We start from the raw sequence: 19,193 nt of genomic DNA on the forward strand, positions 1-19,193 counted from the left end.
CCCACGTGATTCGAACCGTGTCCTATTCGACCCGCGAGCTATTCGAACGAGGCACGGCGCTGGTCCGAGAGACGGGTGACCCACACATCGGGCCTGTTGACCTTGAAGCGTCGCCCGGTCAGCGCCTTGGGAGCCACACGCACGTAGTACGGCTTGCCGCCGGGCTGCCACGGTTCCAGGAGCAGGGCATCCGCCTCGTCCTTGTCCGCCTGGTTCTCCATCAGTTCGGCTTCGCCGCGTGCCATCACGCTCCAGGCCGTCTCGTCGCGGGCGTCGTACCCGTCGATCTCGAATGCGACCGGCTTGCCCGTGATGGCGCCCCACAGCTTCGTGCCCCCCGAGGTGCGGAAGACAATCGTGCGCCGCTCCAGCACGAAGTTCACCGGAAAGATCTCTGGATGGCTGTCCACGATCAGCGCTACGCGCCCCACGACTTCGGCATCGAGCAGCGCCCAGCACTGGTCCATGGTCAGCGAGTAATCCGGCAGTGGCGTGGTTGTGTCCATGTGGAGCCACGTTACGTACCGGCCCGGACCCCGATTAGGGCCATAAGGCCTGCACTGCGCTCCTCACTGCACTGCACACCTCAGCGTGAGGCGCCACCCGGGTGCCTGTCACCAGGGGCTGGGCTTGTAGTCCTTCAGGAAGACGCCGTACTGGTCCTCGCCGGATTCGCCCATCACGATGGGGTCGTAAACGCGGGCGGCGCCGTCAACCAGGTCAAGGGGCGCGTGGAAGCCCTCTTCCATGAGGCGGACTTTGGTGTAGTGCGGCCGCTCGTCCGTAATCCAGCCGGTGTCCACGGCCGTCATCAGGATGCCGTCGGCGTCGAGCATTTCCTGGGCACTGGTACGGGTCATCATGTTCAGCGCAGCCTTGGCCATGTTCGTGTGCGGGTGCCCGGGGCCCTTGTAGGCGCGGGAGAACTGGCCTTCCATGGCGCTGACATTGACGATGTACTTCCGCCGCGCGGTGGAGCGCTTCATGGCGCCGCGCAGCCGGCTGACCAGCAGGAAGGGAGCCGTTACGTTGCACAGCTGCACTTCGAGCATCTCCAGAGGGTCCACTTCGTCCAGCACCTGGGTCCAGCTGTTGATCGTGGCGAGGTCCGGGACCAGCCCGCCGGCGTCGATGGCGGTGCCGGAGGCAATGCGCTCCAGCGACGCGGAGCCCGTGGAGAGGGCGAGGGAAGTGATTGCGTCCCCGGCCAGGACGGGATGGTCGAACACGCTGCTGGCAAGGGCAAGCGGGTGCTTGTCGTGGGCGTGGCCGAACGTGACGAGTTCCGGGCCCCCGTTGGCAGCCTGGAGAGCGGCTGGCAGCGGCTCGTCCTCTGCGTCGACGAGGGGCTTGTAGGCGTTGCCGGAGCGCCGCACCGTCTGGGCCGCATTGTTGATGATGATGTCCAGCGGCCCTGCGGCATCGAGGGAATCCGTCAGGGCCATTACCTGGGACGGGTCGCGGAGGTCGATGCCCACGATCCGGATCCGGTGCAGCCAGTCGGTACTGTCCTCCATCGCGGCGAAGCGGCGGGCGGCGTCCTTGGGGAACCGGGTGGTGATGGTGGTGTGGGCGCCGTCCCGGAGGAGCCGGAGCGCGATGTACATGCCGATCTTTGCCCGGCCGCCGGTCAGCAGGGCTCTGCGGCCGGTCAGATCGGTGCGGGCGTCGCGCTTGCTGTGGCTGAACATGGCGCACTCGGGACACAGCTGGTGGTAGAAGGCGTCCACTTGGGTGTAGTGCTGCTTACAGATGTAACACGGCCGGGACCTGATGAGATGGCCGGCGATCTCCCCGGTCGCGGACGTGGCGAGCTTGTTGCCGCGCGTCTCGTCGTCGATCCTGTCGGGGGCCGCCGTCGCCGTCTGGGCGATCACGGCGCGGTCCGCCTCGGCGATCTCATCGCGCTTGCTGACCCGCCGGTGGCGCTTGACGGCCTTGAACATCTTCCCGGTGGCGCGGCGCACGGAAAGGTAGTCCGGGTGTTCCTCGTCATAGGCGTGGATCGTGTTCAGGACCTTCAGGCAGGCCTGGATTTCCTCCGGGGTCAGCTCGGCCAAGCCGGGCCCGGCAAGACCAGACTCGGCAGAGGGAAGATCGGAGGACAGATCGGGGGAGCTCATTGCCCTAATTTTACAGGGTGCGGGGACCCGGCCTGACCGCAGCGCCGGGCCCCCGCCTGACTATGCCGTGGGCGATTGCTTGGCCGGTGCGTCCGCGCCGACCGCGGCGGCCTGCACGTGGACAACCTTGTCCACGGACTCCCGCAATTCGGGCCAGCTCTCCGTCGCGGTGCGGACGGCATCCGGCACCAGGCGGAGGTTGGCCGCAGAGAGCGCCCGTTCCGAATCGCTCGGGTCCGGGACCACCTGCCCCTTGGACAGGACCGTAATTCCGGAGTCGGTGACCTTGAACCCGCGGGCGCGGTCCAGTTCGGGGTCGAGCCCGATAGCGGCCCCGGCCGGAACCTTGACGTTCTTGTCGATGATGGCGCGTTTGATGACAGCGCCTTCGCCGACATTGACCTTGTCCATCAGTACCGAGTCCAGGACCCGGCTTGCGGTGCCGACGTAGACGTCATTGGAGAGCACGGACCCCTCCACAATGCCGCCAGAGACGACGACACCGCTGGCCACGATGGAATCCAGTGCCGTACCCACAGTGTTGGACTTGCCGCGGACAAACTTGGCCGGCGGCGAAATGCTCTGGCGGGTGTAGATCGGCCACTCAGAGTTGTAGAGGTTGAAGACCGGAACGGGGGAGATCAGGTCCATGTGGGCGTCGTAGAACGAATCGATGGTGCCGACGTCGCGCCAGTAGGTGCGGTCCCGTTCGGTGGACCCGGGAATGTCGTTGAGGGTGAAGTCGTAGACGCCGGCCTCACCCTGGTTCACGAAGTAGGGAATGATGTCCCCGCCCATGTCGTGCTTGGTGTCGAGGCGCTCGGCGTCCACGTGGAGGGCTTCGACCAGGGCATCGGCGTCGAACACGTAGTTGCCCATGGAGGCCAGGAACTGGCTGGGGTCGGCCGCGAGGCCGGGCGTCGAGGACGGCTTCTCGACGAACGCGGCAATTTTCTCCGGGTTGTCCGCATCCGTTTCGATCACGCCGAACTGGTCCGCCATGTGCAGAGGCTGGCGGACGGCGGCGACTGTGGCTTTGGCCCCGCTGGCGACGTGCTGCGCCACCATCTGGGAGAAGTCCATCCGGTAGACGTGGTCTGCGCCGACCACCACCACGATGTCGGGATTGGCGTCATGAATGAGGTTTAGGGACTGATAGATGGCGTTTGCGCTGCCGAGGAACCAGCTCTTGCCGACGCGCTGCTGGGCCGGAACCGAGGCCACATAGTTGCCCAACTGGGTGGACATGCGCCACGTTTCGGAAATGTGCCGGTCAAGGCTGTGGGACTTGTATTGCGTCAACACCACAATTTGTAGATAGCGGGAATTCACAAGATTTGAAAGGGCAAAGTCAATTAGCCGGTAGCTTCCGGCAAACGGGACACCAGGCTTGGCCCGGTCCGCCGTCAACGGCATGAGCCGGTTTCCCTCGCCACCTGCGAGGACAATTGCCAAAACTCTCTTTTGATGCGGCATGGTGATAGCTCCTGAACGCCTTCGTTACTCCCCAATACAGTCCGGCATGCCCGAACGTCTTCACACTAGATCAGTTCCACCGTAACGACTACCTTGGTGCATGTGCGAATAGATATTGTGACCAAAGAATTCCCGCCGGAAATATACGGCGGCGCCGGGGTCCATGTGGCCGAGCTCAGCAGGGTGCTGGCCCAACGCGTGGATCTTCAGGTGCGTGCCTTCGGCGCGCCCCGCGAGCCCGGGTATCACGGAGCGACCGTCACGTCGTATTCCGTGCCCGACGACCTGGGCTCAGCAAACGCCGCCATCCAGACCCTCGGGGTGGACCTGAGGATCGTTCCGGACATAGCCGGCGCGGACCTGGTCCACTCCCACACCTGGTATGCCAACATGGCCGGACACATCGCGTCCCTGCTCCACGGCATCCCGCATGTCCTCAGCGCCCACAGCCTGGAACCGCTGCGCCCGTGGAAGGCCGAGCAACTCGGTGGCGGATACGCGGTGTCCTCATGGGTGGAAAAGACCGCCTACGAGGCCGCTGCCGCCATTATCGCGGTCTCTGAAGGGATGCGGCAGGACATCCTGCGCAGCTATCCCGACGTGGATCCGGCCAAGGTCAAGGTGGTCCATAACGGCATCGATGTCAGCCAGTGGAACCGGGACGAATCTGATGACATCATCCGTCCGCTCGGGATCGATCCGGAGCGCCCCAGCGTTGTTTTTGTGGGCCGGAACACCCGGCAGAAGGGCGTACCCTACCTGCTGCGGGCCGCCGCCAAGCTCCCGGCCGACGTCCAGCTGGTGCTGTGCCTCGGTGCCGCGGACACTCCGGAACTGGCGGCCGAGACGGCACGCCTGATCGAGGAGCTCCAGAGCCAGCGCAGCGGCGTGATCCTGATCGAGCGGATGCTGCCCCGCAACGAGGTCATCCAGGTGCTCAGCCACGCGACCGCGTTCGCGTGCCCGTCCATTTACGAACCGCTGGGCATCGTCAACCTGGAGGCGATGGCGTGCGGTGCCGCCGTGGTGGCCAGCGCCACCGGCGGTATTCCGGAGGTCGTCGAGCACGGCAAGACCGGGCTGCTTGTTCCGATCGAGCAGGTCACGGACGGCACCGGCATCCCGCTGGACCCGGAGAAGTTCGTCACCGACTTTGCCGAGGCCCTCATCGAAGTGGTGTCCGATCCTGCCCGGGCGCGCGCCATGGGCGAAGCCGGCCGGCGCCGGGCCGAGGAGCACTTCTCCTGGGAATCGATCACGGAGACCACGCTTGAGGTTTACCGCTCGGTGCTCAACGAGGGCTCCTGACCCGCATCTGAACGGCAATCGACGACGGCGCCGCCCCTGCTGAGGCGGCGGCGCCGTCGTCGTAATTCGGCTGGGTCAGGCGCCGTGGGCCTTTGTGCCGTGGGTTTTCGTGCCGTGGGCCTTTGTCACCCGGGCCGCGCGGGCGAGCAGGATCTTTTCGTCCAGGGGTGCCTGGCCGCTGGCCCGCTGCTTCCGGAAGTAGTCCCGGGCCTCGTCCTGGCGGACTTTCTCCGCGCCGGTGGAGATCTCCGCGCGGAGGTGCTCCGGTCCGTAGCCGAAGGCGTCCACCAGGTCCACGGCGTGCGGGCGGATCTTCACGAGCAGGCGGTTGATGTATTCGCCCACGGTGCGTCCGCGCTGCATCGACAGCCTGCCGTTCATGAGGTACCAGGACAGGTTCTTCTCGATCAGGGACAGGCCGAACAGATCACGCAGCCACGTCAGGACCTTGTGCGTGCCCGGGTCGCTGACTTTCCCGAGGGCCTCGGTAAAGGCCTCCCACTGCAGCAGCTCCGCATGGGCCTGGGCGGCCTCGATGAGTTCGTGCTGGTGCGCGTTGAACAAGGCGGCGCCCTGCTGCTGCGGGAGCCGGTTGGCACCCTTGAGGGCCGTGGCCACCTCCGCGACCATGGTCTGGACGCGGTCCGTCAGCAGGGTCCGCTGGCTTGCTTCGTCCTTGATCGCCAGGGCCGCTTTCTGCACTGATCCGGTGTCCGCCACGAACTGGGCGACGCCGCGCAGTCCGGTGCGGTGGATCGCGACACCGGTGGCCTGGCCCACGACGTAGCGGGCCAGCACGCCGAAGTTCACGGTGCGGAATTCCTTGGCGTAGTCGGCCAGCAGCCGCTTGGCGACCAGCTGCAGCAGGACCGTGTTGTCGCCCTCGAAAGTGGCGTACACGTCCAGGTCGGCGCGGAGCGAGGCGAAACGGTTCTCGATCAGGAACCCGGCGCCGCCGCAGGCCTCRCGGCATTCCTGCAGGGTATCGAGTGCGTGCCAGGTGCTGAGCGGTTTGAGTGCCGCGGCCAGGGTCTCGAGGTCCTGGCGGTCCTGGTCGGTGCTGTGACGGCCGGAGAAGACGTCGTCGAATTTCTGCAGCAGCTGGTCACTGGCGAAGCTCGCGGCGTACGTGGTGGCCAGCCGGGTGAAGAGCCGGCGCTGGTGCCGCTGGTAGTCCAGCAGGACTTCTTCGTCGGTCTGCGAGGAGGCGTTGAACTGCCGGCGTTCGGTGGCGTACTGGATGGCGGTTTTCAGGGCCAGTTTCGACGCCGTCACGGCGGCGCCGTCGAGGGAGACCCGGCCCTGGACCAGCGTGCCGAGCATGGTGAAGAAACGGCGGCCCGGACTGCCGATGGGGGACGTGTAGGTGCCCTCAGGGTCGACGTCGCCGTAGCGGTTCAGGAGGTTGGTGCGGGGGATCCGGACCTGGGTGAAGTGCAGCCGGCCGTTGTCGATGCCGTTCAGGCCGCCCTTAACGCCGTCGTCGTCGCCGCCGATGCCCGGCAGAAATTCCTTGGTTTCGGGGTCCCGCAGGTCCATGTAGAACGCGTGCACGCCGTGGTTGACGCCCTTGGTGACCAGTTGGGCGAACACGACGGCGGCCAGGCCGTCGGTGGCGGCGTTGCCGATGTAGTCTTTCCACGCGGCCCGGAACGGCGTGTGGACCACGAACTCCTGGGCCGCGGCGTCGTAGGTGGCGGTGGTGGCAATGCTGGCCACGTCCGAACCGTGCCCGGTCTCCGTCATGGCGAAGCAGCCCGGAATGTCCAGGCTCATGATGCCGGGCAGCCACTTTTCGTGGTGTTCGGCGGTGCCGAGGTGGTTCACCGCGGAGCCGAACAGTCCCCACTGGACACCGGCCTTGATCTGCAGCGACGGGTCGGCGATGACCAGCTCCTGGAAACCGGCCACGTTCCCGCCGTGATCATCCGAGCCGCCCACGGACGTGGGGAATGCGCGGTGAACGGCGCCGTTGTCCACCAGGATCCTGAGCTGTCCGAACGCGCGCTGGCGATGCTCGGTGTGGGTCAGGCCCTCGATCTTGTGCAGTTCCGGGCGGCCGGCGAGGCCCCTGGACTTCAGCCGGATATCGGCCCACTTGCCGAGGAGCTGTTCGCCAAGGGCCGCGACGTCGACGGCGGGCGCCTCAGGGGAGCTGGGTTCGGCGCCGGAACGGCCGGCCGTTGTGGCTGCCGGCGTCGCTGCCGGCGTCGTGGTGTGGCGAGATGCGTTGCCGGTGGTGCGGTCGGCTAGTTCAGTCATGTCGTTTCCTTCTGTGGTTCTGACAATCTTTAGTGCTGACAATTCAGTTCGTCGGCGCGGGCCGGCGTGCCGCGTTACAGCGTGCCCTGGCCTGCCGGGTCCGCCGGTGCTGGCGAGGGCGTCTGCAGCTCGGGCGCGATCCCGAAGCAGAGCCAGTCCGTGATCTGCCGAGCCATGGCTTCCTGGTCCGGTTTACCGGGTCCGGGCGGGCTGGCGAGCCATTGCTCTCCGGCGTTCCGCACCAGGCCGATCGCGGCATTGGGCCAGTAGCCGATCACGGCTTCCTTGTCCGGGCCGCCGCCCAGATGGCTGCGCATGGGCCGGGCAATCATGTCGCTGATGGCGGCGAAGAAGTGGCTCAATGCACCGGCTGTGGAAATGGGCGGGCTGGCGGTATCCGCTTCGCCGGGGGCGTAGCGCGTGACGAAGGTGTAGACATTCGGGCTGGTCTCGGCCATCTGCAGGTAGGCGGACACCATGGCGAACAGTCCTTCACGGGGCGTCTGGGCGCTCTGGGCCGCCTCCTGGATGCGCCGCTGCATCTGGCTCAGGACCACTTCGCCCACGGCCTGCTGGAGTCCGGCCTTGTCGCCGAAATAGCGGTAGAACACAGACTTTGAGGTTCCCGCGGCTGCGGCAATGTCCTCCATCGACGCTTCACTGCCAAGGGCGTGCACAGCCCTCCGGGCCGACTTGATGAGCTCCCGCCGCCGTTCCTCGCGGTGGGATTGCCAGCGGGAAGCGCGGCCGTCGACGGCGGCCTGCCCGGCGGGCGGGGTGTCGTTGGGGATGTTCACGATACCCAGCGTATCAGGTACGCTGGGTATCGGTAATCGCTTTGATCGAAGGAGACAGCCCATGTCCGTCAACGGACCGTCAGTGCCCCGCCCCCAACCAGCCGCCAAACCAGCCGCCGGAACATCCGCCGCGGGGCCCGCCGCGGGGCCCGCCGCCGGGGCGGCCGCAGTGACGACACAGCACGTCGGCGCGGCATCGGCGCAGCTCCGCAGGGCTGTGGTGGTGGGCGGTAACCGCATCCCCTTTGCCCGGACCGGCGGCGCGTATACCAAGTCCTCCAACCAGGACATGCTCACCGCCGCCCTGGACGGGCTGATTGCCCGCTTCGGCCTTCAGGACGAACGGATCGGGGAAGTCGCGGCCGGAGCCGTCCTCAAGCACTCCCGCGACTTCAACCTCACCCGGGAGGCCGTGCTGGGCTCGGCCCTCTCTGCCGAGACCCCGGCGTACGACCTCCAGCAGGCCTGCGCCACCGGCCTGGAAACGGTGCTCGGCCTGGCGAACAAAATCAAGCTGGGCCAGATCGATTCCGCGATAGCCGGCGGCGTCGACTCCGCCTCTGACGCCCCCATCGCGGTCAGCGAGGGACTGCGCGAGGTGCTCCTGGACCTCAACCGTGCCAAGACCGTGTCCCGGAAGCTGCAGGTCCTCAGCCGGCTCCGGCCCAAGGATCTGGCCCCCGATGCCCCGAACACGGGGGAGCCGCGTACCGGACTGTCGATGGGCGAGCACCAGGCGCTGACCACCGCGCAGTGGAAGATCACCCGCGAGGCCCAGGATGAGCTCGCCTTCAACAGCCACCGGAATCTTGCCGCGGCCTTCGACGCCGGCTTCTTCGACGACCTCCTGACCCCTTACCGGGGACTGAGCCGGGACTCTAACCTGCGCGCCGATACGAGCCTGGAGAAACTGGCCACACTCAAACCCGTTTTCGGCAAGAACCTGGGTGCCGAAGCGACCATGACGGCCGGCAACTCCACCCCGCTGACCGATGGTGCCTCCACCGTGCTGCTCGCGTCCGAGGAGTGGGCCGACGCCCACGACCTCCCCAAGCTCGCCGCGGTGGTCGACGGCGAGGCGGCCGCCGTCGACTTTGTCCACGGCAAGGACGGGCTGCTCATGGCGCCGGCATTCGCGGTGCCCCGGCTGCTCGCACGCCACAATCTCACCCTCGCCGACATCGACTTCTTCGAGATCCATGAGGCCTTCGCCGGCACGGTGCTGAGCACCCTGGCCGCGTGGGAGGACGAGGACTTCGGCCGCACCCGCCTGGGCCTGGACGGCGCCTTCGGCAGCATCGACCGGACCAAACTGAACGTCAACGGCTCCTCGCTGGCCGCCGGACACCCGTTTGCTGCCACGGGCGGCCGGATCGTGGCGTCGCTGGCCAAAATGCTGCACGCCCAAGGCCAGGTCAACGGGCGCCCGGCCCGCGGGCTGGTGTCCATTTGCGCCGCCGGCGGCCAGGGCGTCGTCGCAATCCTCGAAGCACTCTAGGGAGAATCGGATGAGCGACAAATACACCCAGTTCGTCAGCCACGGACTCGGCAAGGACATCGCCAAGCGGCTCGGCCTCCCGCAGCCGGTGGCCCTCCGGCGGTACCAGCCCGGCCGCCCCCTCATCGAAGGGCCCTTACTGGTCCAGGGATCAACCGGCGGCGCGGACGAGCTCGCCGCCACACTCCTGTCCTGGAACCTCGATGTCCGCCGTCACGCGATACCCAAGGAAAAGCTCGGCGCCATCATCCTGGTACTGGACGAACTGGCCCACCCCGGCGACCTCGAAAAACCCGTCCTCACCACGGCCGCCTCGCTGCGCGATCTTGCCCCGAACGCCCGCCTCATCACCGTGTCCCGCACGGCAGACTCCGCGCCGGGGCCGGCAACGGCAGCGGCCCGGCAGGGCGTGGACGGTCTCCTGCGGTCTTTGGCGAAGGAACTCCGGGCCGGCGCCACCGGCAACGGCATCCTGCTCGGGGACGGCGCACGGCCTACGAGCCCCGCGACGCTGGGGGCGTTGAGGTTCTTCCTGTCGGGCCGCTCGGCGTTTGTGGACGGGCAGTTCCTGACCGTCAGCTCCGACGCCGGGCAGCTGCCCGGGGACGTCGGGAAGCCGCTGGCCGGCAAGGTGGCCGTGGTGACCGGCGCCGCCCGGGGAATCGGGGCCGCGATCGCCCGCACCCTGTACCGCGACGGCGCCACGGTCATCCTCGTCGACATCCCGGCGGCCGGGGACCATCTTGCTGAGGTGGCCAACGAGGTCCACGGGACGGCCCTGCAGCTGGACATCAGCCGCGACGACGCCGGCCAACGGATCATCGACCACGCCGCGGCACGGCACGGCCGGCTGGACATCGTCATCCACAATGCCGGGATCACCCGTGACAAGCTCCTGGCCAACATGGACGCGGGCCGCTGGAACTCCGTGATCGCCGTCAACATCGCCGCTCAACTGCGGATCAATGAGGCGCTCCTGGCCTCGGAGCATTTCCGCGGCTCGCCCAGGATTGTGTCCGTGGCCTCCACCAGCGGCATCGCCGGAAACCGCGGCCAGACCAACTATGCCGCGTCCAAGGCCGGCGTGATCGGCATGGTCCGTGCCACGGCGCCGCTGATCGGCGGGCGCGGCGGGTCCATCAACGCCGTCGCTCCGGGGTTCATCGAAACCGAGATGACCGCCCGGATCCCCTTCGCGACCCGCGAAGTGGCACGGCGGCTCAACTCCCTGCAGCAGGGCGGCCAGCCCGGCGACGTCGCCGAGGCCATCGCGTTCCTGGCCAGCGACGCTGCCGGCGGGATTTCCGGCGAGGTGCTGCGCGTCTGCGGGCAGAACCTGGTGGGCGCATGAGCGGTTCCCAGACCGTCATCCTCGGCGAGATGCCGGCCCTGTCCAAGCTCTACGTCAACGCGGCGGCCGCGGCGGCGCGGCGACGGGTTCTGGGCACCCACGGCGGCACCGAGCTGCCGGCCTACACCCACGAGGTGCGCGGCGTGAAGGCCGACGTCGCCAACCTGACGGCCTACCAGCACCTGATCGGCGAGAGCGCGAGCGATGTCCTGCCGGCCGGCTTTATCCATGCCCTGGCGTTTCCGCTGGCCATGAGCGTGCTGAACCGGGACGATTTTCCGCTGCCCCTGCTGGGCATGATCCACCTCAGCAACACGGTGGTGCAGTCCGCGCCGGTCCTGTTCACCCAGGCCCTGGATATCCGGGCCCGGGTGCAGGACCTGCGCGGACACCGGGCAGGCACGCAGCTCGATGTCGTGGCAGAGGTCCGTGCCGCCGGCCAGGACGCCGTCCGCTGGCGCGGGGTCTCGACCTACCTGGCCAAAGGGGTGTTCCTGCCCGGGATCGACAAGACCTCGGTGCCGTTGACGCTGCCGCCGTTCTCGGTGCCGGACCCCACGGCCCTGTGGCAGCTGGGCGTTGACACCGGGCGGGCCTACGCGGCTGTGTCCGGCGACTTCAACCCCATCCACCTGAGCGTCCTGACTGCCAAGGCTCTCGGTCAGCGGCGGTCCCTTGCCCACGGCATGTACCTGGCGTCCCGGGCGCTGGCCGACGTCGGCGCCGTCAGGGGGGACTCGTTCCGCTGGGACGTCGCCTTCGAAGCGCCCGTGTTCCTGCCGGCCCGCGTGGCGCTGGACATCAGCACGGTGCAGGCCGACGGGGGCCCATGGCAGCGCTCCGACTATGTGGCGTGGAACCCGCTGTCCGGGCGCCGGCACTTCAGCGGTTCTGTCGCGGCGCTGCCGTAGCCGGGCCCGGGACGAATCTCCCGGGCCGGGACAACCCAGCCCCCGCCGCCGCCGTCCGTTCCGTCGGGCCTGCCCAGCGGGCGGACGCCGCGCGTTTGCCTAGCTTGCAGGCGTGTTGGCCGGTTCTGCCTCCGGCCGGCCCGGCGTGGCGACGCGCAGCATGCGGTGGAGGCTCACGAGGATGGATTCCACCGCGCTCGGGGCGTCCCTGCTGTGCTGTTCGGCGGCAAGCCGGGCCGTCAGCTCGTTGATGGCCGCGTCGGCGGAGCGGGCCAGTTCGGCCTGGCGTTCCGGCTGTTCTTCCTCCAAGGCACGCAGCACGTCCCCGACGGAGGCCATGGCGTCCCCGAGGGGCGCCGCGTAGGCGTCGGGGACCACGAACGGGGTGTCATGGTCCCAGATGACGTCCGAGAGCACCTGGGTCACGTCCTGGACGTGGAAGGTCAGCCGCTCGAGGTCCCGCAGGTTCCGGTAGTCGAGCTCCATATCGCGCGGATGCAGGTGGCGGCGGGGATTGGCCTGGCGGCTCGCATCGGCCTTCTCGACGGCGAGGCGCACGGAGCGGGCGTGGGCTGCGAGCGCCTCCGAGCGGCGGGACCAGTCCTGATGTTCCGGCGGCCAGCTTTCCTTGAGGGCCTTGCCCATGTCCCAGAGCTGCTGGGCGAGCGCCTGGCGCAGTTCCGCGATACTCAGGGCCGCGGCCCGGAAGTGCAGCGGCGGGAAGACCAGCAGGTTCACGATGATGCCCACCGTGACGCCGACGCCCATCTGGAAGAGGTACCCGAACGAGAACGAGTCCGGATTATGGCCGCCGACCAACAGCACCAGAAGCGCCGCCGTCGGGATCCAGTCCCGGCCCGAACCGATCTTGGGCAGGCCGGCAAGAATAACGCCCAGGCCCATGACCACCGCGACCGTCCACGGAGATGGCGCGCCGAGGCTGAACAGCATGAACGCAAGACCGACGCCGATCGCCAGTCCGACGAGCGTCTGTACGCCCTGGCGCATGGAACCGGCAACGTTCTCGTACATGGCCACCAAGGCGCCGAGCGGGGCGTAGTACGGATACTCGGCGGCGGAGCCCGGCATGAAGGGGGCGATCGCGAAGGCGATGCCCGCGGCCAGCCCTGCCTTCAGGGCCAGCTGGAGCCGGGGCCACAGCACGGCCGCGGCGACTGCGCTGCCCGCGGTTCGGGTCCATCGGCGCAGCGGGGAGGGCGGGCTGCCGACAGTCTTTTCTGGAAGGGCCATTCGGCTCACCCTAGGGCCGGGAGGCTCCTGCGACAACTGGACGAACCCCGGGAGGCGCCGAAGGAACCGATGCGGACCCGCTCAGGACGCGGCGTGGGCGGCCCGCCGCACCGCCGCGGACAGCCGCTGGGCCCGGCCCCCGGTCCTGCCCTCTTCGCTGCGGCGGGGCACATACCCGAACCCGAGGCCGTAGCCGGGATCCGCGAAGCCGAGGGCAGCGTTGGCGCCCTCGTGTCCGAACGCCAGATGGCTGCCGAAGTTCCGTCCCGGCTGGGGTTTCATGAACACCACGGCGAAGGCGTTGTCCGAGCCGGAGCAACGGTCCAGTCCCCAGACCTGCTCCGCGGCCATGAGATCGATGGTGGCCGGGTTCAGGAACGCGGGGCTGCCGTCCACCCCCGTTGTGGCGGCGGCATAGAGCCTGGCCAGCCCGTCGGCTGACCCCACACCTCCGGCGCTGCTCATCCCCGAGGCGCGCACTGACCGATGGTTGGGCAGCTCCATGATGGTGCTGACCGGCGCGTTGCTGACCAGGCCATCGAGGCTGAGCGGGTCCAGCCACGGCTGGGCCGGGTCGGGATCGTAGAGTACCTCGCGGTATCGCGGTTCCTGGTCCTCAGGCAGGCCCAGGAAGAAGTCAATGCCCCACGGGTGGCGGATGCGTGCGTCGTAGAGCCCCTGGAGCGGCATCCCGGAGATACGGCGGCAAAGCTCCTCCATCAGGATCCCCATGGTCAGTGCGTGGTAGCCGAAGGCCGTGCCCGGGCGCCACAGCGGCGCCGAGGCCGCGAGACGCCGTGCCGCGGCGGGCGTGGTGAACTCCGCCAGCGGAAAACCGCCGACGACGCCGGGCAGCCCCGCCTGATGGGACAGGGCCTGCCGCACGGTGAGCCGGTCCTTGCCCTGGACGCCGAACTCCGGCCAGTAGGACGCGACGGTCCGGTCAAGGTCGAGCCGGCCGTCCTGGACGAGGAGGGCGATCACGAATGCGGCGACTCCCTTGGAACAGGATTAGGTGCCAGTGATGTCCCCTGGCGCGAAGCCCGGGCCGCCGTAAAGGTCCACCACCTTGGTGCCGCGGCGGTAGACGGACAGTTGCGCGCTGTAGCCCGCGTCATCGGACAGGAAGGAGTCGAAGAGCTCACGAACTTCCGCGAATTCGGGGGTGGCAAGGCCGGTCGAGACGGTCCGCGCTGATGTGTCCACAGCTCCCGTCTCCACAGCTCCGCTTGCCGTGCCCCACCCCGGCTCCGCGCCGGCCGCTGCCGGCATCAGGCTGCGCCGTGTCCCGGGGCGACCTCTTCACCGGCGCGGACCGGTCCGGGAGCCGTGCCGTCGCCGAACGGCCGGCCGCCCAGCGCTTCGCGGCCGTGTTCTGAGAGCCAGTTGCCCAGTTCAGGTCCGCGCGGGACCACTCCGGTGGGATTGATGTCCTCATGGACGATGTAGTAGTGCTCCTTGATCTGCACAAAGTCGGTGGTGTCACCGAACCCGGGCGTCTGGAATAGGTCGCGGGCGTAGGCCCACAGGACCGGCATCTCGCTGAGCTTTTGCCGGTTGCACTTGAAGTGGCCGTGATACACGGCGTCGAAGCGGGCCAGCGTCGTGAACAGGCGGACATCTGCCTCCGTGATGGTGTCGCCCACCAGGTAGCGTTGCCCGGCCAGGCGGTCTTCGAGCCAGTCGAGAGCCGTCCAGAGCCGATCGTAGGCGGCGTTATAGGCCTCCTGGGAACCGGCGAAGCCGCACCGGTAGACCCCGTTGTTCACTTCGGTGAAGACGCGCTTGTTGACGGCGTCGATTTCTTCCCTCAGGTGCTCCGGGTACAGCTCCGGCGCACCGGCCCGGTGATACTGCGCCCACTGCGTGGAAAAGTCGAGCGTGATCTGGGCGAAGTCGTTGGTGACGACCTGCCCGCTGGGCACGTCCACGATCGCCGGGACGGTAATCCCTCGGGGGTAGCCGGGGAAGCGGCGGAAGTACGCGTCCTGGATGCGCTCAATCCCGAGGACGGGGTCCCTGCCATCCGGGTCGAGGTCGAACGTCCAGGACCGGGCGTCGTGGGTGGGACCGGGCTGGCCGAGGGAGATGACCTCTTCCAGCCCGAGCAGCCGGCGCACGATCACCGTGCGGTTGGCCCACGGGCAGGCACGCGCCGCGATGAGGCGGTAGCGGCCAGGCTCCACCGGCCAGCCGGGCTCGCCGTTGCGGCCCGCGCCGCCGTCCCGGGTGATCCGGTCCTCAATGTAGTTGGTGTCCCGGGTGAATTCCTCGCCGCCGGTCACGTAGGCGCCCTTGGTGCTGAATCCCGGATCGTCGGTGTGGGTTCTCTGGCTCATGGTCCCAGCCTAAGGCCGGGCACTGAACGGTCCGAACACTGTTGCGCACTACATGGCGGTGAACACCGGCGCCATGGGCTGCCAGGCAAACCACCAGGCGCCGGCCACCACGGCGGCGAAGAGCGCAATCCATACCGCGGCGGGGACGGAGGTGGCCCGGGCCAGCAGGTAGGCGTCCGACGTCGGGAGCCTGTCGCGGTGCCGCAGATGGACGTTCGCCAGTTTGCCGAGATCCCTGACGGCCGCGACCAGGAGCGCCAGGCCCAGCACGATCATCACGTGAGCGTTGAACGCCGGCGGCACAAACAGCACCAGGAGCGCCGAGCCCAGCACGGCGGCGGCAGTGATGAGGAGGCCGACGCCGTTGCGCAGGAACAGGAATGACGCCAGGAGGATCAGCGTGCCCACCGACATCGCGGCGGGTCCCCAGCCGTTGAATCCGCACCAGACCATCACTGCACCAACGACGGCGGGCACGGGGTAACCCCAGAAGGTCGACCAGGCGGCGGAGAGCCGGCTCCGGCTGTAAGTCGTGGTGGTGCCGGAGTGGTCCAGGCCCAGCCGGATGCCCCCGAGCCGCTGGCCGGAGGTGAGGGCGGCGAACGCGTGTCCGAGTTCGTGGGTCACGGTGGCGAGCAGACCAAAGTAGCGCCAGGTCTGGCGCGGCAGGGACACGGCGACGGCCAGCAGGATCACCGCCACGAGCTCGGTACTGGTCACGTGCGGGCTGGGGGTGTGGGTGAACCCGGCAACGATCCGCTCCCACCACGTCAGGGCCAGGTTCGGTTCCACCGGGAGGCCGTGGCGGGTCATGTCCTGCCCGAGGCATGCTCGATGCAGTACGCCGTCCAGGGCCTGGCCTCCAGCCGGCCCTCGGGGATCGGGGCGCCGCACACTGCGCAGATCCCGTAGGTGCCCTCTTCCATCCGGGAAAGGGCGGCATCGATCTGCGCCAAGGAGGCCCGGCTCTGTTCCAGGAGCGCGGATGCCTGGGACAGCTCGAAGGCGATGGTGGTGCCCTCGGGATCGTGCTCGTCGTCGACATTGGAGTCCCGGCGGGCGGCATTGACCGAGGTGATGTCTTCGCGGAGAGCGGGCAGGAGGGCAAGCTTCCGGTGACGTTCCTCGTGCAGCAGGATCCGGAACCGTTCGACGTCAACCATAGAGTGCAAGGCTAGCGCGGGCGCTGTGGCGGCGCCTAAACGGTCGGAAGGGCCTTTCCGCGCCGCGGGCAGTGTCCGTGGTGGTACCCGTCCATCGGTCCTGCGTTTGCGGCCGCCGTGGAGGGACTCGAAGAACTGGTAGGTGAATCGCACATCCACGGAGGGGGCGCGGGGCGCGGAGGCAGCGTCTAGAGTGGGCGCATGGCGGACCAGACGCATCCCGAGACCACCGAAAACCCCGCAAACCCGGAATACGCAGGTTCACCTGGAAGTCCCGGGAACCCCGGGGTCACTGACATGGCTGACGCACTGCTGCGCGAACTCGCCGCGGCCCATGGCGTGGACACGAGCTACTGGGGCTGGGACGGAGTAGAGCACTCCGTGGCCGCCGGAACGCTGCGGGACGTGCTGGCGGCCCTCGGTGTCCCCGCCGACGGGCTCCAGGAGCAGCAGCGCTCCCTGGCCGAGTCCCGGCTGGCACCGTGGCGGCGCACCCTCCCGCCGGTTCTTGTGGTGAGGGAGGGACGGGAGACCCCCGTGGATGTCCATGTCCCGCACGGCAGCGGTGTCCGCGTCTGGATCGATGCCGAGGACGGCAGCAGGCATGACGCCGTCCAGCGGGAGAACTGGGACCAGCCGGTTGACGTCGACGGCGTCCTGACAGGACGTGCCACGTTCGCCATTCCCGGCGGCCTCGGCCTGGGCTGGCACACCCTGACAGCCGACGCCGAAGGCACCCTGGCGCAGTGCCCGCTGGTTGTGACGCCCGACCAGCTCCGGGCCCCTGCCGTGCTCGCGAAACGCCGCACCTGGGGGCTGACGGCCCAGCTGTACTCCGTGCGGTCCTCCCGGTCCTGGGGGATTGGCGACTTCGCGGACCTCAGCGACCTCGCCGCGGTTGCCGGTGAGCAGGGGGCCGGCTTTGTGCTGGTCAACCCGCTGCATGCCGCCGAACCCGTGCCGCCGGTCGAGGACTCCCCGTACCTGCCCGCCACCCGGCGCTTTTTCAGCCCGCTCTACCTGCGGGTGGAGGAAATCCCGGAATACGGTTACCTGGACGCTGCAGGCCGGGCCGAGGTGGCACGCCTGGCCGAAGGTTTGCAGGCGGCCAACCGGTCACGGGACCTCCTGGACCGCAACGCCAGCTACACGGCGAAGCTCACGGCCCTGGAGCTCGTGTTTGCGGTTCGCCGCGGTCCGGCCCGCACGCGGCAGTTCGCGGACTTCTGTGCCGAGCAGGGGCAGGGGCTCGAGGACTTTGCGCTGTGGTGTGCGCTCGCCGAACAGCTGCCGCAGTCGGCGCCGGAATGGGCCGGGGCGGCGGCATCCCCGGCCTCGCCATACTGTGTGGAGCAGCGGCAGAGGCTCGCCGCCCGGATCGAGTTCCACTGCTGGCTCCAGTGGCTCTGCGACCAGCAGCTCGAGGCGGCCCAGCGTTCTGCACGCCAGGCGGGGATGGGGATCGGTGTGGTCCATGACCTCGCCGTTGGCGTGAAGCCTGGCGGTGCCGACGCCTGGACGCTGGCCGGCGTTCTCGCCCGGGGCGTTACGGTGGGCGCACCTCCGGACATGTTCAACCAGCTGGGCCAGAACTGGTCCCAGCCGCCGTGGCACCCGGGCCGGCTCGCCGAATCCGGCTATGCCGCCTACCGGGACATGCTCCGGACCGTGCTGCGGCACGCCGGCGGCATCCGCGTGGACCATATCCTCGGCTTGTTCCGGTTGTGGTGGATCCCCGAGGGCGCCGGCCCGGAGCACGGCACGTACGTGCATTACGACTACGAGGCGCTCATCGGCATCCTGGCCCTCGAGGCGCAACGGGCCGGGGCGATCGTGATCGGCGAAGACCTGGGCGTGTTCGAGCCGTGGGTCCGCGGCTACCTGGCCGAACGGGGGATCTTCGGCACATCAATTCTCTGGTTCGAACACGACGCCGACGGCCCGATCCCGCCGGAGCACTACCGCCGGCAATGCCTGACCAGCGTCAACACCCACGATCTGCCCCCGACGGCGGGTTACCTTGCCGGGGAACATGTCACTTTGCGGGAATCGCTCGGGCTGTTGCGGCGCCCCATTGATGAAGAACGCGCCGAGGCCGCGGCCGAGCAAGAGGCAGTGCTGGGCCAGGTCCGGGCACGCGGCCTGCTGACGGACACCGGCGGCACCGATGTCCGGGCCACGGTGGAGGCGCTGTACGCCTACACGGCGTTGGCCCCGTCCTCGCTGCTGGGCGTGGCGCTCGTGGACGCCGTGGGGGAGACCCGGACCCAGAACCAGCCGGGCACCAGCACCGAGTACCCGAACTGGCGCATCCCGCTGGCCGCTCCCGAGGGCGTGGTCCTGATCGATGACCTGCCGGGCAATGAGCGGTTCCTGTCCCTGCTGGGCACCGTCCGGAGTGCCCTCGATTCCGGGACCTGAGCCGGACCTGAGACCCTGCCCGCAGACGGCATTGGCCGCGCCGATGCCGGCCGCTAGCATGGTCCGATGACGCGGATCGGCCGAGGGGGTCTGGCGGGCGTTTGGGCGCTGGCGATGCTGTTGGCGGGGTGCACCCCGGTGCAACCCTTCCAAGCGGGCCCGCCTGCGCCCTTCCAATCCACACCGCCCCAATCCACGCCTGCTGAGTCGGCTCCTGCCGAATCCCCGTCCCGGCCCCCGGGCCAGGACACGCCTCCCGCCGCGACCCCTCCACCGTCCCCGTACTTCGCACA

The 19,193-nt window shown here is 68.6% G+C and carries 14 protein-coding genes and 1 pseudogene; 5 read left to right on the top strand and 10 right to left on the bottom strand.

The genetic code is table 11. From position 1 onward, the window contains the following. Positions 1–38 precede the first annotated feature (38 nt). The 3 genes from AC1DR1_RS10595 to glgC form a co-directional block, all read right to left on the bottom strand. A complete protein-coding gene (locus tag AC1DR1_RS10595; RefSeq protein ID WP_229992592.1) occupies positions 39–506 on the bottom strand; it encodes a pyridoxamine 5'-phosphate oxidase family protein in 468 nt (155 codons plus the stop codon). A gap of 108 nt (positions 507–614) precedes the next feature. Then, positions 615–2,123: an SDR family oxidoreductase gene (locus tag AC1DR1_RS10600; protein WP_229992591.1), complete on the bottom strand. Its 1,509-nt coding sequence runs from the start codon at positions 2,121–2,123 to the stop codon at positions 615–617. Between the two features lie 60 nt (positions 2,124–2,183). Beyond that, positions 2,184–3,599, bottom strand: coding sequence for a glucose-1-phosphate adenylyltransferase (glgC, locus tag AC1DR1_RS10605; protein ID WP_414645444.1), 1,416 nt, complete (start codon positions 3,597–3,599; stop codon positions 2,184–2,186). A 102-nt stretch (positions 3,600–3,701) separates the two neighbouring features. On the opposite strand from glgC, the gene glgA reads away from it, so the two are divergent. Continuing rightward, positions 3,702–4,907: a glycogen synthase gene (glgA, locus tag AC1DR1_RS10610; RefSeq protein WP_229992590.1), complete on the top strand. Its 1,206-nt coding sequence runs from the start codon at positions 3,702–3,704 to the stop codon at positions 4,905–4,907. A 75-nt stretch (positions 4,908–4,982) separates the two neighbouring features. Here glgA and AC1DR1_RS10615 read toward each other — a convergent pair whose 3' ends face one another. Then, on the bottom strand, positions 4,983–7,169 hold the full coding sequence (locus tag AC1DR1_RS10615) for an acyl-CoA dehydrogenase family protein (protein ID WP_476992557.1): 2,187 nt from the start codon (positions 7,167–7,169) through the stop codon (positions 4,983–4,985). 74 nt (positions 7,170–7,243) lie between these two features. Next, positions 7,244–7,966: a TetR/AcrR family transcriptional regulator gene (locus AC1DR1_RS10620; protein WP_229992588.1), complete on the bottom strand. Its 723-nt coding sequence runs from the start codon at positions 7,964–7,966 to the stop codon at positions 7,244–7,246. A 61-nt stretch (positions 7,967–8,027) separates the two neighbouring features. Between AC1DR1_RS10620 and AC1DR1_RS10625 the strand changes: the two genes are divergently transcribed. Genes AC1DR1_RS10625 through AC1DR1_RS10635 form a run of 3 tightly spaced genes read left to right on the top strand, consistent with a single transcriptional unit; the run spans position 8,028 to position 11,726 of the window. Further along, positions 8,028–9,464, top strand: coding sequence for an acetyl-CoA C-acetyltransferase (locus tag AC1DR1_RS10625; RefSeq protein WP_229992587.1), 1,437 nt, complete (start codon positions 8,028–8,030; stop codon positions 9,462–9,464). Positions 9,465–9,474: 10 nt separating this feature from the next. After that, entirely contained in the window at positions 9,475–10,815 is a 1,341-nt protein-coding gene (locus AC1DR1_RS10630; RefSeq protein ID WP_229992586.1) for a 3-oxoacyl-ACP reductase, read from the top strand. Continuing rightward, positions 10,812–11,726 (top strand): MaoC family dehydratase, encoded by a 915-nt coding sequence (locus AC1DR1_RS10635; RefSeq protein WP_229992585.1) that lies wholly within the window; start codon positions 10,812–10,814, stop codon positions 11,724–11,726. Before AC1DR1_RS10630 ends, AC1DR1_RS10635 begins: the two co-directional genes overlap by 4 nt. Before the next feature lie 99 nt (positions 11,727–11,825). On the opposite strand, the gene AC1DR1_RS10640 is transcribed toward AC1DR1_RS10635, so the two are convergent. From AC1DR1_RS10640 to AC1DR1_RS10660, 5 genes and pseudogenes are all read right to left on the bottom strand, one after another. Beyond that, positions 11,826–12,887 carry an FUSC family protein gene (locus tag AC1DR1_RS10640; RefSeq protein ID WP_229992647.1) on the bottom strand — a complete coding sequence of 354 codons (1,062 nt, stop codon included), beginning with the start codon at positions 12,885–12,887 and terminating at the stop codon, positions 11,826–11,828. Positions 12,888–13,058: 171 nt separating this feature from the next. Further along, positions 13,059–14,183 (bottom strand): annotated as a pseudogene (locus AC1DR1_RS10645) (serine hydrolase domain-containing protein). A 65-nt stretch (positions 14,184–14,248) separates the two neighbouring features. Further along, the gene (locus tag AC1DR1_RS10650) at positions 14,249–15,316 is read right to left on the bottom strand and encodes a glutathione S-transferase family protein (RefSeq protein ID WP_229992584.1); all 1,068 of its coding nucleotides are present in this window, start codon (positions 15,314–15,316) and stop codon (positions 14,249–14,251) included. 48 nt (positions 15,317–15,364) lie between these two features. Continuing rightward, complete coding sequence (locus AC1DR1_RS10655) at positions 15,365–16,129, bottom strand: M50 family metallopeptidase (protein ID WP_229992583.1); 765 nt, start codon at positions 16,127–16,129, stop codon at positions 15,365–15,367. Next, entirely contained in the window at positions 16,126–16,479 is a 354-nt protein-coding gene (locus tag AC1DR1_RS10660) for a TraR/DksA family transcriptional regulator (protein WP_229992582.1), read from the bottom strand. The genes AC1DR1_RS10655 and AC1DR1_RS10660 overlap by 4 nt, the downstream gene beginning before the upstream one ends. Before the next feature lie 201 nt (positions 16,480–16,680). Between AC1DR1_RS10660 and malQ the strand changes: the two genes are divergently transcribed. Beyond that, positions 16,681–18,900, top strand: coding sequence for a 4-alpha-glucanotransferase (gene malQ / locus AC1DR1_RS10665; protein WP_476966746.1), 2,220 nt, complete (start codon positions 16,681–16,683; stop codon positions 18,898–18,900). Positions 18,901–19,193 lie beyond the last annotated feature (293 nt).

It is taken from the genome of Arthrobacter sp. P4_F10, assembly GCF_056401435.1.

Coding starts and splice junctions, on each gene's coding strand:
- malQ (WP_476966746.1), top strand. CDS start 16,681: ATGGCGGACCAGACGCATCCCGAGACCACCGAAAACCCCGCAAACCCG.
- AC1DR1_RS10625 (WP_229992587.1), top strand. CDS start 8,028: ATGTCCGTCAACGGACCGTCAGTGCCCCGCCCCCAACCAGCCGCCAAA.
- AC1DR1_RS10650 (WP_229992584.1), bottom strand. CDS start 15,316: ATGAGCCAGAGAACCCACACCGACGATCCGGGATTCAGCACCAAGGGC.
- AC1DR1_RS10630 (WP_229992586.1), top strand. CDS start 9,475: ATGAGCGACAAATACACCCAGTTCGTCAGCCACGGACTCGGCAAGGAC.
- glgC (WP_414645444.1), bottom strand. CDS start 3,599: ATGCCGCATCAAAAGAGAGTTTTGGCAATTGTCCTCGCAGGTGGCGAG.
- AC1DR1_RS10655 (WP_229992583.1), bottom strand. CDS start 16,129: ATGACCCGCCACGGCCTCCCGGTGGAACCGAACCTGGCCCTGACGTGG.
- AC1DR1_RS10635 (WP_229992585.1), top strand. CDS start 10,812: ATGAGCGGTTCCCAGACCGTCATCCTCGGCGAGATGCCGGCCCTGTCC.
- AC1DR1_RS10595 (WP_229992592.1), bottom strand. CDS start 506: ATGGACACAACCACGCCACTGCCGGATTACTCGCTGACCATGGACCAG.
- AC1DR1_RS10660 (WP_229992582.1), bottom strand. CDS start 16,479: ATGGTTGACGTCGAACGGTTCCGGATCCTGCTGCACGAGGAACGTCAC.
- AC1DR1_RS10600 (WP_229992591.1), bottom strand. CDS start 2,123: ATGAGCTCCCCCGATCTGTCCTCCGATCTTCCCTCTGCCGAGTCTGGT.